The sequence below is a fragment of the Massilia sp. IC2-278 genome (assembly GCF_020708045.1).
GTDB lineage: Bacteria > Pseudomonadota > Gammaproteobacteria > Burkholderiales > Burkholderiaceae_D > Telluria.
Map to the genome: position 1 here is coordinate 214348 of NZ_JAJFES010000005.1, position 15595 is coordinate 229942.

Annotated in this window: 14 protein-coding genes; all 14 read left to right on the forward strand. The window is 59.3% G+C overall.

Annotated elements, in window-relative coordinates:
* Positions 1-54: 54 nt before the first annotated feature.
* The 14 genes from LK540_RS12710 (at position 55) to LK540_RS12775 (ending at position 15570) form a co-directional block, all read left to right on the forward strand.
* Complete coding sequence (locus tag LK540_RS12710; RefSeq protein ID WP_229437670.1) at positions 55-921, forward strand: right-handed parallel beta-helix repeat-containing protein; 867 nt, start codon at positions 55-57, stop codon at positions 919-921.
* Positions 918-2006 carry a right-handed parallel beta-helix repeat-containing protein gene (locus LK540_RS12715; protein ID WP_229437671.1) on the forward strand — a complete coding sequence of 363 codons (1089 nt, stop codon included), beginning with the start codon at positions 918-920 and terminating at the stop codon, positions 2004-2006. Before LK540_RS12710 ends, LK540_RS12715 begins: the two co-directional genes overlap by 4 nt.
* Positions 1997-2437 carry a hypothetical protein gene (locus tag LK540_RS12720; RefSeq protein WP_229437672.1) on the forward strand — a complete coding sequence of 147 codons (441 nt, stop codon included), beginning with the start codon at positions 1997-1999 and terminating at the stop codon, positions 2435-2437. The genes LK540_RS12715 and LK540_RS12720 overlap by 10 nt, the downstream gene beginning before the upstream one ends.
* A gap of 2 nt (positions 2438-2439) precedes the next feature.
* Entirely contained in the window at positions 2440-3438 is a 999-nt protein-coding gene (locus LK540_RS12725) for a right-handed parallel beta-helix repeat-containing protein (protein WP_229437673.1), read from the forward strand.
* A 12-nt stretch (positions 3439-3450) separates the two neighbouring features.
* The gene (locus tag LK540_RS12730) at positions 3451-4113 is read left to right on the forward strand and encodes a hypothetical protein (RefSeq protein ID WP_229437674.1); all 663 of its coding nucleotides are present in this window, start codon (positions 3451-3453) and stop codon (positions 4111-4113) included.
* 19 nt (positions 4114-4132) lie between these two features.
* Positions 4133-4585, forward strand: coding sequence for a hypothetical protein (locus tag LK540_RS12735; RefSeq protein WP_229437675.1), 453 nt, complete (start codon positions 4133-4135; stop codon positions 4583-4585).
* A gap of 104 nt (positions 4586-4689) precedes the next feature.
* On the forward strand, positions 4690-4917 hold the full coding sequence (locus LK540_RS12740) for a hypothetical protein (RefSeq protein WP_229437676.1): 228 nt from the start codon (positions 4690-4692) through the stop codon (positions 4915-4917).
* A gap of 1 nt (position 4918) precedes the next feature.
* Positions 4919-5938 (forward strand): right-handed parallel beta-helix repeat-containing protein, encoded by a 1020-nt coding sequence (locus LK540_RS12745; RefSeq protein WP_229437677.1) that lies wholly within the window; start codon positions 4919-4921, stop codon positions 5936-5938.
* 110 nt (positions 5939-6048) lie between these two features.
* A complete protein-coding gene (locus tag LK540_RS12750) occupies positions 6049-7062 on the forward strand; it encodes a right-handed parallel beta-helix repeat-containing protein (protein WP_229437678.1) in 1014 nt (337 codons plus the stop codon).
* Between the two features lies 1 nt (position 7063).
* The gene (locus LK540_RS12755; RefSeq protein ID WP_229437679.1) at positions 7064-12220 is read left to right on the forward strand and encodes a DUF6531 domain-containing protein; all 5157 of its coding nucleotides are present in this window, start codon (positions 7064-7066) and stop codon (positions 12218-12220) included.
* A gap of 4 nt (positions 12221-12224) precedes the next feature.
* Positions 12225-12899, forward strand: a complete 675-nt coding sequence (locus LK540_RS12760) for a hypothetical protein (RefSeq protein ID WP_229437680.1) — start codon at positions 12225-12227, stop codon at positions 12897-12899.
* A gap of 114 nt (positions 12900-13013) precedes the next feature.
* The gene (locus LK540_RS12765) at positions 13014-13868 is read left to right on the forward strand and encodes a hypothetical protein (protein ID WP_229437681.1); all 855 of its coding nucleotides are present in this window, start codon (positions 13014-13016) and stop codon (positions 13866-13868) included.
* A 39-nt stretch (positions 13869-13907) separates the two neighbouring features.
* Positions 13908-14681 carry a hypothetical protein gene (locus tag LK540_RS12770; RefSeq protein ID WP_229437682.1) on the forward strand — a complete coding sequence of 258 codons (774 nt, stop codon included), beginning with the start codon at positions 13908-13910 and terminating at the stop codon, positions 14679-14681.
* Positions 14671-15570: a hypothetical protein gene (locus tag LK540_RS12775; protein WP_229437683.1), complete on the forward strand. Its 900-nt coding sequence runs from the start codon at positions 14671-14673 to the stop codon at positions 15568-15570. The genes LK540_RS12770 and LK540_RS12775 overlap by 11 nt, the downstream gene beginning before the upstream one ends.
* The last annotated feature ends 25 nt before the right edge of the window (positions 15571-15595 follow it).

Sequence of the window (15595 nt, forward strand, 5' to 3'; positions counted from 1 at the left end):
GGTATCGCATTAGGAATTCACGCTCTACAGGTAGGTGCTGTAGAGCCAACCTGTATGAAACTTTCGATTTCTGACCCACAAGGTGCTGGAGATAGGGCTTATATAGACAAGCCCGGCAGCTATTGTCTCCGGCAAAATATGTTGGCTATAAAGGTGTTCGATGTGCATGCGTTTAGCTATAAGGCTTTTAGCGGTGAAGGGCTGATCAGTATTACCCATCCATTCGACAGCAAAGCTAGCTATCCCCGGGGGAAGGATAGTTATGTAATCGATCTGCAAGGCCACCGTCTTGTCGCTGAGGCAAACGGTATGGTTGGCATAGAAAATCGTTCAGGTGGTGTAGGGGTGACGGTACGTAACGGCTATATCGAGGCACCGGGAAATAGCGAAGCAAATCGTGGCATGACACTTCGTCCTGACTGGCTGTCAACGAAAGCCGGAAAAGGATTTTGTCCATTAGAACGAGTAAGTTGCCAAGATATTCCCGCGTCCGCAACGCAGGGTGGCCCACCCTTGGGCTATGCCAAAACTGATTACCTGATCGAAGATATCACCATTCATGCCGGTTGGCGTGGTGTAGACATGGGCGGGGCCGGTAATATACTGCGCGACAGTATCATCGAAGTCGATGGTCGCGTTGCCGTCTTCCAATTCGGCCCGGGTGCTGTGATCGAAAACACGACCTTTATCATACACGGCAAGGGCGACGGAAAGCCGTTCGATGCAGCACTAAAACTGCGCGATGCACATGGCGCCATTGTTCGAAACAACACATTCATTTTCGAAGGCAGCATCTTCGCCAGCGCGCCTGCGGCCATCAATCTGCTCGACTCGAAAGATGTGCTTATTGAAGGGAACACGTTCAAGGGCTTCGAGCAGAAAGTGCGCGTCAATGGTGACTCGACCTACACCCTGAAATGACCGTCTCCTTACCAGCGTTCTTGCGCACATCGATGATCGGACCATGTACAGCTTTGCTCTTGCCATACGGCGGACAAGCCCATGCGCAAAATACTGCATGCCAGCCGTTGCTGCCGGAAAAGAACAAAAATATCGCGTTGAGCCAGACCGGGAGTTATTGCCTCCAGGCCGATCTGGAGATTCGCGACTACAGTGAATTCTTTATCGATAGGCGATCGGGCCGGCCCTCCGAGGCTTTGGGCATTACCCACGACGATATTCGTGTCGACCTTCAGGATAATGCCGTTCGCATCGGCAATGCCAGCCTTGGCATCCGGATTGAGAATGGGGGCAAATCCAATTACAAGGCGGACTATAATGCACGGCAGCCAAAGCAGGTTGCAATCAAAAACGGTCTTCTGAGTACAACATCATCGGTCGGTATCTATTCCGGGTTCTATGAGCTATCGATTTTGTCGGACATGGGAGATCCACTTGAAAGAGCAAGCACAAAAGGGAAATCAAAGGAAGAACTGCGCAATTTATCCAACTCGTTCGGAGAAAGAAAGGAATGGATTTTCAAGAATCAGTTAGCTTTGCGCCCCTCGAAGGCAGCAGACTATCACGAGCGCAACATTCGCATTGAGAACATGCATATCGACGCCCGTGAGCCGAGCGTTACGTCACGTGCGCACGCGGGCGCCATCAATATCCAGGGCGCAGGCACCATCATCCGCAACTGCGTGATCGAAACCGATGGCAGTACGGCGCTCTGGCTCTTCGGACCGGATGCCATTATTGAAGACAATACAATCATTGTAAGCGGCGCCAGTCCGGTCCGTGAGGCCGATGCGCCCATTCGCCTGCACCATGGCGATGGCGCGATCATTCGCAACAACCGGATCGTCATCAAGGACGGCGCCAACCGGCGCGGCATTTCGGTTTTCGACACCGGCGCAATCACGGTCGAGAAGAACACCTTTTACGGCATGACGGAGAAGGATGACGTGGCCAAGGCATTTACCGGCGGACTGGAGTTGAAAGAAAGCGGTAGCCGCTTCGAGCCTGCCTGGAAAGCGGTTTTTGCCAAACGCGAATGGAAATGATCATCTCACTCCTGTTCGCTCTTGGAACGATCTCGGGACCCGCTGTTGCAGCGCCAAGTTGGGAACAGCTTGCGCATTCATCACCTGGTGCCTGCGCGCCTTTGGTTTCCTCTCAAGGGACGTCATTCGAGCGCTGGTCTGTTCGTTTCTACCGACCAGGAAGCTATTGCCTCAGCCAGGATCTGAAGCAGACGGAGTTGCCTGCCTGGCTGCGCTTGCCTCATATGGCAGTGCCGCACGAATGGAAATACAAGGCAATCAATCCGGATGACAGTACCCGGGACATCGATCTCGAACAAGGCGGCGCAGACCAATACAACGCCAATATCGGAGAGACCAATCGGCAAAAAAACTTGTGCAACGCGAATGGTAACCCCCTCAAGCCAGAGGATTATTCTGGATCCATCTTGCCGACCAATAACTGTCAATAACAATGGACATTTATAAGATCGCACTTTCGTGCGCGCTGTTATATACCCTTCCTGATGCTCATGCTCAAGATGCTTGCCAGCCGATAAAGCAAATCGATCCCAAAGAGACGGATATCACCATCACGGAACTCATCGAACAGCCTGGACGCTATTGTTTGCCACATGACATAACGAGCCCTCGTCTTTACGATATACACGGGGAAAAATATGCGAGCAGCCCGATCATTCAGATAAGCTCATCCAATGTTGAAATAGACTTGCAAAAGCATTCTCTTACTGCGGAAACAGGAGGGATGAGCGGGATTCTGCTACCACAAACCGACAGGCAAGGACAGCTACCTTCCCATATCTCCATAAGAAATGGGACTGTTTCGACACGGACGATGGGCGGCATCGAACTGGCATTCAGGGAAGGCAGCTTACTGGCTGATTTCATGACAAAGTATTCGGGCGACATGCGATTTTCAAAAAAAGACTACGAACAACTCGAGAAAATCTCTGCAGGCGACTATCCGCTTACTGAGAATATCATCGACTCCATAAAGATCCAGGCAAACACCAGTGAAAAAAACTTTACAGCCGGCCTGGTTGGAATTGGAATGCGCGGCAAAGGAAACGTTGTGCGCAATAGCACGATAGTGATGAGCAATGGCCATGCCGCAATTTATCTTTTCGGGCCAAACAATATTATTGAGAACAATATCATCATATTCAAGGGGAAATCGGCTTACGAAAGCGCGGCTGCAATCAAGCTTCACCATAGTAACGGCACAGTCGTCAGGAATAACGACATTGTGGTCGACAGCAGCCCCGAAACCGCCCCTGCAGCCGCGATATCGGTCATCGACAGCAAAGATGTGGTCATTGAAAACAACCGTGTCTATGGCCTGAAGACCTTGGCAAAGATGTGGGACGACAAAAGCAGCACGATAATGCGCAACAATGAAATGCGTAACTTGCTTAGTGCGCCATCGATGCGCGCTGAACCTGGCGTACAATAACGAACGTATGCCATGAAAACCAACGGCCGACTGCGCAATGAATCCTCCACGATAGGCAGCTGCATGCCATCCCTGCGGGAGTTGCTAGCATTGCTCACGTTCGCGTTTTTTGCCAGTGAAGCGACTGCTGCCCCTCCTGAATGCGCACCCGTTCCAATTCACAATGATCATCCTCAGGAGATAAGGAGTGACATCAAAGCTCCTGGCACTTACTGTCTGCAACAAGATATCTTGACGGCAAGGCGCTTTGATGTGCACTCAGGTTGGTCCAAGGCTTTTGACGGCGAGGGGTTAATTAGTATCTCGCTGCCATTCCGAGAGAGGCTTCCGGCAATAGGCTCAGCAAATATTTACTGGATTGAAATGGATGGTCACCGCCTGATAGCAATCCGGTTCCGCGACATCGCGGACTTCCTCCAGGACTGGAACAGGCTGCAGGACAACGCGGCAAAAATCAGCGTCTTGAATGCAAAGCTCGAAAGCTTTGGCCTCGGTTCGCTACCGGCCTACGACAACGGCTGTGCGACCGCCATGCGCAATGCGTATACCGGAGGACTGAAAAAAATTATTACGATGGGACGATATTACCAACAAGCACTGCGACCGCAGCCAATGTCGCAGCAGCCTGCAAGTAATCGACACCCTACGAATAATGAAGAAAGAACCGATGCGTGACTTGTCGAAAACGAGGGGTATGTCCATCGTGGCCGGAATCCTTTTTTCGGTGTATCTGTTTTTGGCAGCAATCGCAATTCCTGCTGGAATCGATCTTCCAGGGCATTACCACATCGGCAATGCCATCATGCAGGCGCTGTTCTTCAGCTACGCAGTATTTACTGCACAACTTTTGCCCCTGATTGCCATGGCAATGTACAGCGGATACGCCTATATCGCACTGACGCGCCGCCGCCGCACCGGGCTCATCTTGTTTGCTGCCCACTACGGGTTTGCAGGTGCTGTCGCCACGCCATTTTACTTGTATCGATCGCCGGATCTGTTCGAAACGACGCGCCTGCAGATGGCCGCGCTGGGCGAGCGCCCTGCCACCGTACTCTTCAGTTTCGGACCTTTCATCCTTGCAAACACCTGGGATCTGGCGCGCCTGCTGACAGCGCCGTCATCCGCTACCCGACACCGAATCCCATAACCAAGATGCTTCATCGCACACTCAATGCCGCACTTGCAGTGCACTCGGCCTGCCTGGCGGGGGACAGCATCCGATTGCCCGCGCTTGAGGAAGGGGAATGGACCATGGATGACGCTATCATCCGCAACAACCGGATCGTCATCAAGGACGGCGCCAACCGTCGCGGCATTTCGCTTTTCGACACCGGCGCAATCACCGTCAAGAAGAACACCTTTTACGGCATGACGGAGAAGGATGACGTAGCCAGGGCTTTCACGGGCAGCATGGAGATGAAAGAAAGCGGCAGCCGATTTGAGCCGGCATGGAAAGCGGTATTTGCCGGACACAAATAGAATGATCAGATCACTCCTGCTCGTTCTTGGAACAACCTCGGGACTCGCTGTCGCAGCGTCCGGTTCAGGACAGCTTGCGCCTTCGTCGCATGGTGCCTGCATACCTTTGACTTCCTCTCAAGGAACGTCATTCGAGCGCTGGTCCGTCCGCGTTTACCGGCCAGGTAACTATTGCCTCAGCCAGGATTTGAAACAGACCGAGTTACCCGCCTGGCTGCGCTTGCCTCATATGGCAGTGCCGCACGATCCTCTGATGGTCTCGGAGTCCGGCAACGTTTCGATCGATCTTGCAGGGCACAGCATGGTAACGACGACTGCTGCTGGCCAAGGCATGATGCATCTCGGCGGTGCTGCTTGGACTGATGGAAAAGAGCATCCTCATATGCAAGCCGCCCGTAACATTTCACTGCGCAATGGCAGCATCAGCACGAAATTTCAGCCTGCCGTCATCATGGCGCATCGATGGAACGGCAATAACAAGCGCTTTGATGGCAAGAAGGTAGGAGGACATTACCTGCTTGGTGCCAGATTAACCGACTCACGTGGCGACATCGACCGCTATGAGTCGACCGATTATGTTCTCGAAAACCTGACCCTGACTTCCGACCAGATCGTCGTGCTCATGCAGGGAAAGAACAACATCATCCGCCGCTGCAAGATCATCGGCAGCAACGCAGCCGTCAACCTTTACGGCCCGAATCTGGTGTTCGAAGATAACGAGATCGTCATGACGGCACGCGATCCGGCAGACGCCGGCGGCGAGCCGCAAGTTGCCCTGTATGTCGAGGACGGCTTTGGCGCAGTCATCCGCAACAACCGCTTCGTGATCAAAGGCCGCCCCGACGGAGCTGTTGCGATGGAATTCAGTAACTCTGCAGGAGTCGTTTTGGAGGGGAATACCGTTGAGGGTAAAGCCAGCCTGTATCGAACCCTGGACGAGAAAAGCACCGTCGAAGTCAGGCCGGCTACGCAACAAATGCCTCTTGCGACCAGGCACCCGGATCCCAGGGAGACGCAGTGAATATATTTAAAACGGGACCAGGCCGGGTGCACACGATCGGCAATGCATATTCTTCCGGCCTGGTTGGTGTTGGAATGCGCGGTGCCGGGAATATCGTACGCGACAGCACCATGGAGATCACTCACGGCCACGCGATGCGACTGTTGCTGACATTGTCCCTGCTGCTCATCGGTGCCAGTGCTGTCGCCCAGGACGCCGGAACATGCCAGCCGATCCAGCCGCGCCAGGGTGGGGGCGCGGTACTCACGCGCCCTGGCCTGCATTGCGTGACGCGCGACATGCTGGTCGACAGCCACTATCGCCCCTTTGCCCATGGCAGCGAATACAAGAACGATGACCATATCGTAATCCTGGTGGCGGGCGACAACGTGGTCGTGGACCTGCAACGGCATACGGTCGTGGCGAATGCAGCCATGCGCGCTGCCATCGACACGCCTGCCAGCGACTGGATCAACTACCCCGACGTCCATGGCCCGGTGCTGCCCGCGAACCTGACGATCCGGAATGGCAAGATCCGCGTGACCAGGCGCGCCGGTGACGCCTGGGGCATCAAGATCCTGTCCGCGCCTGGCTTGCCGCTCGACCTGCGTTCGGATATGGCCGGCCCTGGCGCGACCGGAGGGCTGCCAGCCGCCCAGATGACGGAACTGTCGGCATTCGCTGTCGGACAGGTCCGGCGTGCCCTGCCGGCACGCGCGCGCGACTATCCCGCGCGCGGCATCCTGGTTGAGAAGGTCGCGATTTCCAGCGCCGGTTGGGGTATCGGCGTGGAAGGCGCCGGAACCGTCATCCGCGATTCGACCATCGAGGTCGATGCCGGCACCGCCTTATGGATCTACGGCCCGAATGCGCGGATCGAGAACAACACGATCATCGTGCGCGGACGCGGCCGGGTGCGCGAGGCCGATGCGCCGATCCGGCTGCACCATGGCGACGGCGCCATCATCCGCAACAACCGCATCGTCGTGAAGGGCGATGGACACCCGTGGGCCGTCACGTCGTTCCGCACCGGCGCCATCACGCTCGAGGGCAACACCATGAACGGAAAGCCGATCGGCCCCGAAGGCATCAAGGTGTTTGCAGACGATCTTTTCCAGCTTACCGAAACGACAGGAGTCTTGTAGCATGTCCACACCCTGGTTCCGTCCCGCAGCACTGTCCTGCGTGTTCGCCTGGCTCGGCGCCATGAGCGGCAGCGCGGTTGCCCAGCTGCCGCCCATTGGTATTCCAGGCACGCCCGCCTGTCCGCCCAACTCCAGCTGCGTCCCCAGCCTTCCGCCCGTATCGCCGCCCGGCACCTGCGGCCCGGGCAACGGCGGCGCAACCTGCGGCGGCGCCGGGCCCGCGGCAATGGGCAGCAGCACCGGCGTGAACGTCGGCGCGGGCAACCCGATCAACGTCATCAACGGTAACAAATACCAGCGCGAAGTCGACATGGCGCCGCTGCCCGGCACCCTGGGCCTGGAAATCATCCGCCACTACAACAGCTCGCACAGCAAGGCCGGTTCGTCGACCAACCTGGTCGGGCGCGGCTGGAAGCTGTCGTACGAGACCGACCTGTACGTATCGGGCCGCACCGTGCAGATCGTGCAGGCCGACGGCAGCCGCATCATCTTCAACCGCGATCCGCGCGACCCCAGCCTGTGCGCCAGCGCCGATCCGGCCAACGGCACGGTCAGCATCGGCAAGACCGGGCGCGGCGAGGAATACACCTGGCGCTGGGCCGACGGGCGCCAGCTGAACTTCGACAGCAAGGGCAAGCTGGTGCAGATCCTGGCGCCGAACGGCCAGTTCGTCAGCCTGCAGCACGATGCGCGCGGCCTGCTGGTGAGCGTGACCGACCCGCAGGGACGGCGCCTGCAGCTGCAATACCTCGACAAGGCGCAAAGCGCAGCCGGTACCGCCTTCCGCGGCGTGCAAAGCATCGTCAGCCCGGTCGGCACCTTCCGCTACCGCTACGGCAGTCCGGCGCCGAAGGGCGCGCAGGTGCCAGCCAACACGCTGCTGGCCAACCTGGTCAAGGTCGAGATGCCGACCGGCGCGCGTTATTACCATTACGAGAGCTCCAGCTTCCCGACTTACCTGACCGGCATCAGCGAACTCGCAAGCGATGCACAAGGCAAGGCCGCGTGGCAGCGCGTGTCGACTTACGGCTACGACGACAACGGCAGGGGCAACCTGAGCGTGAAGGGTTATCCGGCACGCCTGGCGCGGGATGCCGGTGGTAAGGTACTGCAGCCGGCGCGCCTGGTTGCAGGCACCGGCGTGCAGCAGATCACGCTCGAGCATGGTACGGGCATGACTACGCTGACCAACAGCCTGGGCCAGAAAACCGTCTACCGCCACGCCATCATCGCTGGCGAGTACCGCCTGCTGGAAGCACGCGGGGCCGGCTGCGTCACCTGTAGCGACACGAATGTGCGCTATGGCTATGATGCGCAGGGCCGCCTGACGACCGTGACCACGCTGGACGTGAACGGCACGCCCCTGGCCGCAAAGGTAACGACGCTCGATTCGCTAGGCCGTGCAGTCCGGGTGGAGAAGATCGGCTACCAGCACGGCAAAGCCGGTGCGCGCCAGTTCCAGCTGCGTTTCGAATACCTGGGCAATGCAAGCGAGCCGACGCTGGTGGCTCGCCCGAGCGTCGTGCCGGGCAAGGAGCTGGTGACGCGTTACCAATACGATCAGCGCGGCCTGCTGTCGGCGGTCTCGGAGCACGGGTTCGCACCGACGACAGACGGGCTGCACGCAGCGATGCCGATCGAGCGCACCATTTCGTATCGATACAACGCCTATGGCGACCAGACCGAGATCGCCGGCCCGCTTGCCAATGCGACGTCCGAAGACCATCTCACCCGTATCGAATACGACCCAAAGAGCAAGCTGCCGAAGCGCTTCACCGGGCCCGGCAATATCACGACGGAAGTGGTAGAGCGCGATGCGGCGCTGCGGCCACGCGTGCTGCGCTGGCAAGACGGGGCCACCGTGCGCACCACCACCATTCGCAACGACTGGCGCGGACAGCCGCTCGAGTTGCAGGTAACGCAGGGTACGGTCACGCAGGTAGAACGCTACAGGTATGACCTGAATGGCCATCTGCGCGAGCGGATCCTGTCCGATGGTACCCGCATCACTGCCGCAACTGCGGCTGCACCCGCCGAGCCGCAGCTGTCCGGGCTTCCGGCGCAGCGCGACTGGGCTGGCCGACCGGTGGCGTGGTCGGATAGCGCCGGCCAGGCGCTGCAGGCAGACTGGGGGGCATCCGGTACGGCAGCACAGGCATCGGTGGTCGCACTCGAAAGCGCCCATCGGAAAGCGCTGCGCGTGATCGACGACTTTGGCCGGGTGACCGCGATTCGCAACCCCGGGCAAGGCTGGCAGCTCGCGCGCTACGACGCCGCTGGCCGCCTGCTCGAAACCGTCGATCCGCGCGGTGCCCGCCAGGTGGCGCGCTGGGATGCCGCCGGACGTCTTCTCGAGACGCGCCGCTTTGCACCAGGCGCCACTGCAGCGGAACAGACAGTGCGTTACCGCTACCGCGGCATGCTGCTCACCGAGCAGTCGATCGAGGACGCAGACGGCACACGCAAGACACTCAACGACTATGACGAGGGCGGGCGCCTGTTACGCGAAACATTGCGCATCGAAGCTTCCGGGAAGCTTGCCGCAGCACTGCCGCGCGCACTGGAAATGCACCAAGGCTGGCGCTACGATGGGCATGGGCGGGTGGCCGGGCACACCCTGACCGACGCCACCGGCGCCACGCACGAATTCGCGCAGCGCTTCGACGCACAGGGCATGCCGGGCGCTATCCACACCGTGGGCATGCTGCCGGCCGCGCTTGGTGGCCAGCGCAAGATCGTCAGCGCAATCACATGGCAGGTTGTCCAGGGAAGCCCGTTTGCCACCGAAATTGCGCACGCGGACGGCACGGTCGACCGCTACGCCCCGGCGCTGGAGAGCGGCGCCGGGGCAGGCGTGCAACAGTTGGCCGGAACTGCAGAGCCGGCCGCTGCCGGCGCGCGCAGCGCCGATGCCGCCGCGTTCCTGTCCGGGTCGCCGGGGCAACAGGTCGACGATGCCGGACTGCCGGCCGCGTTCGCCAGCCAGCGCCTGCACTGGAATGCCGCGGGCCAGCTGGTGCAAGCCGTGCGACCCAATGGCAGCAGCCGCTACATCTACGACGCACGCGGCCGGCGCGTGGTCAAGCTGGTCTCCGGGGCGGGCGGGCCGGATCGGGTCACGCTCACCATGTACGACGGCACGCGCCTGCTGGCAGAGGCCGATGCCGACGGACGTGCCCAGTTCGCCTACGCCTATCTCGGCTGGCGCCCGCTCGCGCAGATCGATTTGCGCAAGCGGTCCTGGTGGGCCGGGCTGCGGACCTGGCTGTTCGGAGCGCCGGCACGCGCCTTGCACACCGACCGGGCGGGCAAGGTACGGAGCATGACGGCGGCAGGACAGACGGTATGGGAAGATGCAGGCCCTGTCTCGCTGCCGCGCGTCCTGCGCACTGCCGCAAGTGCCGCTGCCGGCGTACACCAGCCGCTGCGTTACATCGGCCAGTACCACGACGAGGAAAGCGGACTGTCCTACCATGGTGCGCGCTTCTTCGACCCGGCCAGCGAGCGTTTCCTCAGTCCCGACCCGGCCGGCGTGGCCGACGCCGTGGATGACCTTCCGGCACCGATGCTGCTCGACCTGTACGCCTATGCGGGCGGACGTCCCGATGAATTCTTCGATCCCGACGGCGCGGCGCGCATTCGCTACTTCTTGATTACAACCGGCGCCAACGGTAATGCATTGGGTACGAACAAGGGCTTCGTGAAAGCGCGCTGGGCTTTTATCGTGGATAACATCCAGACCGGACTCCCGGCGTCCGCGCTTGGGCAAAAGCAGAATGAATACGCGCAAAACGGTACCAGCCTGCTGGTTGACGCCAAAGGTAATTTTTTCAGCGGAAGCACGGCTGCGGCGACCTGGACCAACGGCGCATCGCAGGAAGACGCATTCAAACAGCATTATGGGAATAAGCTGATCAGTCTTCCCCAATTCACGGTCGAGATGGACGACGCCAAGGCGACACAGCTCATTGCCACCTATATCGCGACTGATCGCCAGGCCCTGTTTCCGACCAACTGCCCGGCGCGGATCGGCCTGCTGCCTGACATACCTTTTGCGCCCGAGGAGGTGCCGATCAAGGTCGGCAGTGCGGATTACAAGAATGCGAACGGCAAGGTGCTGGCGCAATCTCAGCGCATCGTCGAATGCGGTGCGTCGTCGGCGACCAATATTGCTGATCGTCGCTTGCAAAAATATAACTACGCCGCCATGTTGCTCGAGACGTATCCTCCGCAGATCAACAAGGACTGCTCAGCCGATGGATGTCCAGGGAAAAACCTGGTCGCCACCGTGCTGCCAGACTACATTGCCTCCTATGGCACGACGCAGATCATTGGTACGACCATGGTCGAAAACCTGCGGGCAATTAAGAACTCCTCGACAATGACCGATGCCGCCGGACGGCTGGCGCTTCAGCTCGACAACGCTGTCCTCTGGGAGGCTGTCGAGCGTCAGCAGACGCGTGCAATTTACGCTGCCCAGCAGTTCAGCGCCCATACGGCATCGACCCCAGACTGGGACGCTGCGACCCAGGCGCAACGCACTGCCTTCATGAACGGCACCGGTCTTGCGGCTGCCGCCGCCAAGCAACTCTGGAACGACATCAATCGTTGGAAACGCAATCCGACCGCGCGTTTCAACGGAGAAGCACGCGCGGCAATCGCAACCACCGTCCTGCTGTCAGACCCTACGGTGAATACTTACCTGATGGGCATCTACAAGGATTCCCTGCCAGGTGGACGGCTATCCATCGTGTCGATGGCACTCATGCGCAAGAGCTACAACAGCGTACGTGGCCAAGTGAACGTCACCAATGACTACCCGCCGCTCGTGAACGGCCAGCCGAATCCGGCCTGGGTCAAACGGCAGCGCGAGATCGAGCTCCAGCTTGCCATGCGCACCGCGCGCGAGCACAACGGCGATGGCGGCAATCATGCCAAGAGCGGCAGTTTTGCCGCCATGCTCGAATACGACCGTACCGCCGGCGGAGGACAATACGCCCACCGCTTCGTGAATGCGTTCGAATATCCGGTCACCCAGCCTGCCGACCCGCGGCGCCAGCAACCCGTGGCCGATTATTTTGCCCTGCGCTGCACCAGCGACTTGCCGGACACGGTTCCGCGTGGCGGCCTTGACATTACTCCATTGGTCTTACCATAACAACATGAAAAAAATGCGTATTCTCGATGTATTGCAAATAGGTCTGGCTGTCTGCTTGGGACTCGTAGCTGCAGATAACACGCGTGCTGCCTCGGTGGAGGCCGACACGAACCCTTATGTGCTTGTCGACCTGGCGGCATGCAAGAAGCCCCCCCTTGCGCCCCCAGCGCTGCCGGCAACCAGCTACGAGCAATATGACGCCCGGCGCCGCTTCGTCAACCTGGACGGCAGTGGGCAGTGCGTCCTGCTGGATTTCTGGATCGAGCGTCTCGGCGGTAGTCCGAGCGCGGGCATGCGTGTGCTCGAGCACCGGTATCTGCGCTTCACTGGCGGCAAGTGGCAGCCATTCGTGGCTGCATTCACGTGGTATCCCTACGCGCTCAAGGAGCGCACGACTGGCAAGGTCTATCTCGTCGACGCACCCACCGAAGAAGACCTAGGCGACTTCATGGTGCTGAAAACCGGAGTGCCGCGTGTTTTCACGACGGCCGGCTGGATCAGCGAAAAGGGTTTCAACGACAGCCTGGCATTGCAAGAGGTAACCGCCGGGCGTGCGGAAATCCTGCTTGCACTGGCGCGGCGGCTGGAACCGCATGCAACACCCGCACGCGACCCTCGTGGAGCGGAACGTGCCCGCATTCGCTTGCTCAGGGAAGCGGCAACAGGAAAGTCGCCATAAGGAAGTGGCCGACAGCGATGCATCGATAACCTGGAAAAACAAGTCGGCCGCGCTGAACACGACGCCAATCATATGCAATGAAAACCGCCTCATTCTGGCGAGCCCCGATACCTGATGAAAAAAATCTGCCTGTTTATGAATGGACTGGTCCTCGCCACCGCTACCGCCACGGCGCAGGGCGCAAGCATGCAGCTCACGCTCGACATGCCGGATTGCCGCATGCCGCCCGGGAAGCCGCTGCCGGACAAATACCAGGCACTGGCCAGGAAGGAAAAGGAATTCGCCTGGGTACGGGACGCAAAGCCCGGCGACCATGCCGTAAGCGGCAATGGCTGGGAAAGGGTCGACGGCGCTTCGAACCATACCTGGTTTGCGTTTTCGAAGATCGACCTCGACAACGACGGCATGTGCGACTGGTACCTCCACGCGGCTTCTGCCCTGTCGAGCGGAGGCGACCGCGATTCCATCAATACGCTCTATTTCGGCCGCAAGAACGGCTGGCTGCGCGTTGGCGCCACGGTACCGGCCAACAAGCCGGATGAACTGGGCTTCGGCAATTCCGATGCGGAACAATCGCGGTATTTGTTTGGGGAAGACATTTCTGTTATCCATGACGCTGCCACGAGAACCAACTATTTCATTACTGCCTTTTACAGCCGCCATGTCAGCTATTCCTCCCTGCCTGGCTACCGGATCATGGTGTGGGATGAAAATAAGCGAAGTCTGCTCGTGTTGGACAAATGGGAGCCGCAATCCAGAGCAGCCCAGGTCTATGCTTTCTTCAAAACGCATGGCGCGCGCAGACCTGCGTTGAAGACAGAGCAGTCGAGTGACACGCTGGAGCAATTCGATCCCGATACCGAAACATTCGAGATTGCGCAGGCATGCGAAGTCACGTCCACACCGCGTACGCAAGCTGAGCACGGCAGCCCCCTGTCCCGGCACCTGCTGGCTCGCTGCAAACGCTGATTGCCGGTGATATCAATTTGGTACAGGAGCGGCCAGATCATGTTCGAACACGGGATTCAAGCAGGTAGCGATGCCGGCAAGATGAATGCATCGAGACTGGCATTCGCATGCCTCTTCCTTACGTTTCAGCCTGTGCAAGCGGAGTCGCTACCATCTTCGCACCTGAGTGTGCGCCCGCCTGTTCAATGCAAGGGTGCCGGCCGTCCAGCGCCCAGGATCAAGGAAACGATACGCGCCGAAAGCATCGCTGCGCCGGCAAGCAATATCGATCTGGATGGTGACGGCTGGTGCGACTGGATCATTTCCCTACCCTATCCGACAAATACGCAATTACCCGAATACCGGGCAGGGGAAGCCATTTTGTTGGGAACACCGGAAGGTGCCAGATCTTTCGGGAACATGAAGCGCTTGAAAGCGTTCTGGAAAAGGAAGCTGCCCGTCCCGGAAGGCCTGGTAATGCCGGGTGCTGTAACGGGAATGGCGCCGGTGCTTGTCGCGTATGCAGCCGAAGGCACTGCGCCTTACTTCGCCGGATTTTCCAGCGCCTACCCCGACTTCTGGGGCAATCCGGGAAGCTATCGAGTTTATAGATGGAATCACGAGTTCGATATGCCTCAGGAAGTGTCAAAGCACGACTATGCCTTCGTCATGCGTTTCTGGCAGAAAGAATTCTGTCGAGGGCAGTATGCCAACCAGGATTTCCTGCGCCCGGATATAAAAAATGAAGAACATCCCCTGGAGATTTTTGTGTGCGCACCCTGGGTGCAAGCGGAAGTCGGCCGCGCCGGACACGACACCAATCATGTGCAATGAAAACCGCCTCATTCCTGGCGAGCCCCGATACCTGATGAAAAAAATCTGCCTTTTTGCAAATGGACTGATCCTCGCCGCCGCTACCACCACGGCGCAGGGCGCAAGCATGCAGCTCACGCTCGACATGCCGGATTGCCGCATGCCGCCCGGGAAGCCGCTGCCGGACAAATACCAGGCGCTGGCCAGGAAAGAAAAGGAATTCGCCTGGGTACGGGACGCAAAGCCCGGCGATCATGCCGTAAGCGGCAATGGCTGGGAAAGAATCGACGGCGCTTCGAACCATACCTGGTTTGCGTTTTCGAAGATCGATCTCGACAACGACGGCATGTGCGACTGGTACCTCCACGCGGCTTCTGCCCTGTCGAGCGGAGGCGACCGCGATTCCATCAATACACTTTATTTCGGCCGCAAGAACGGCTGGCTGCGCGTTGGCGCCACGGTACCGGCCAACAAGCCGGATGAACTGGGCTTTGGCAAGACGGACGAACAGCAGGCGCACTATTTGTTCGGCGAAGAGGTCAGCGTCATCCATGATGCGAAGAACAGGGTGAATTACCTGGTCAGCGCTTTCTACAATCGCCATGTGCGACGCGACAGCCTGCCCGGCTACCGCATCCTGGCATGGGATGCCGGCCGGCAGAGCCTGCGCCTCCTGGACAAATGGGAACCCGGATCGAAAGCGGCCGAGGTGTACGCCTTCTTCAAGACGCACGGCGCCCGCATCCCCTCGGCAAAGGACGCCGTGCCGGAGGATGCGCTGGATCGCTTCGATCACGAGATCGAGGAAGACGAGATCGCGCAGGCCTGCAACCCGGACAGCCCGCAGCGCTCATCCCCCGAGCTGTATGGCGCCGTATCGCGCCACCTGCTGGCGCGCTGCAAGCGCTAGCGCGATCGCCAGTTTGCACCGTGCA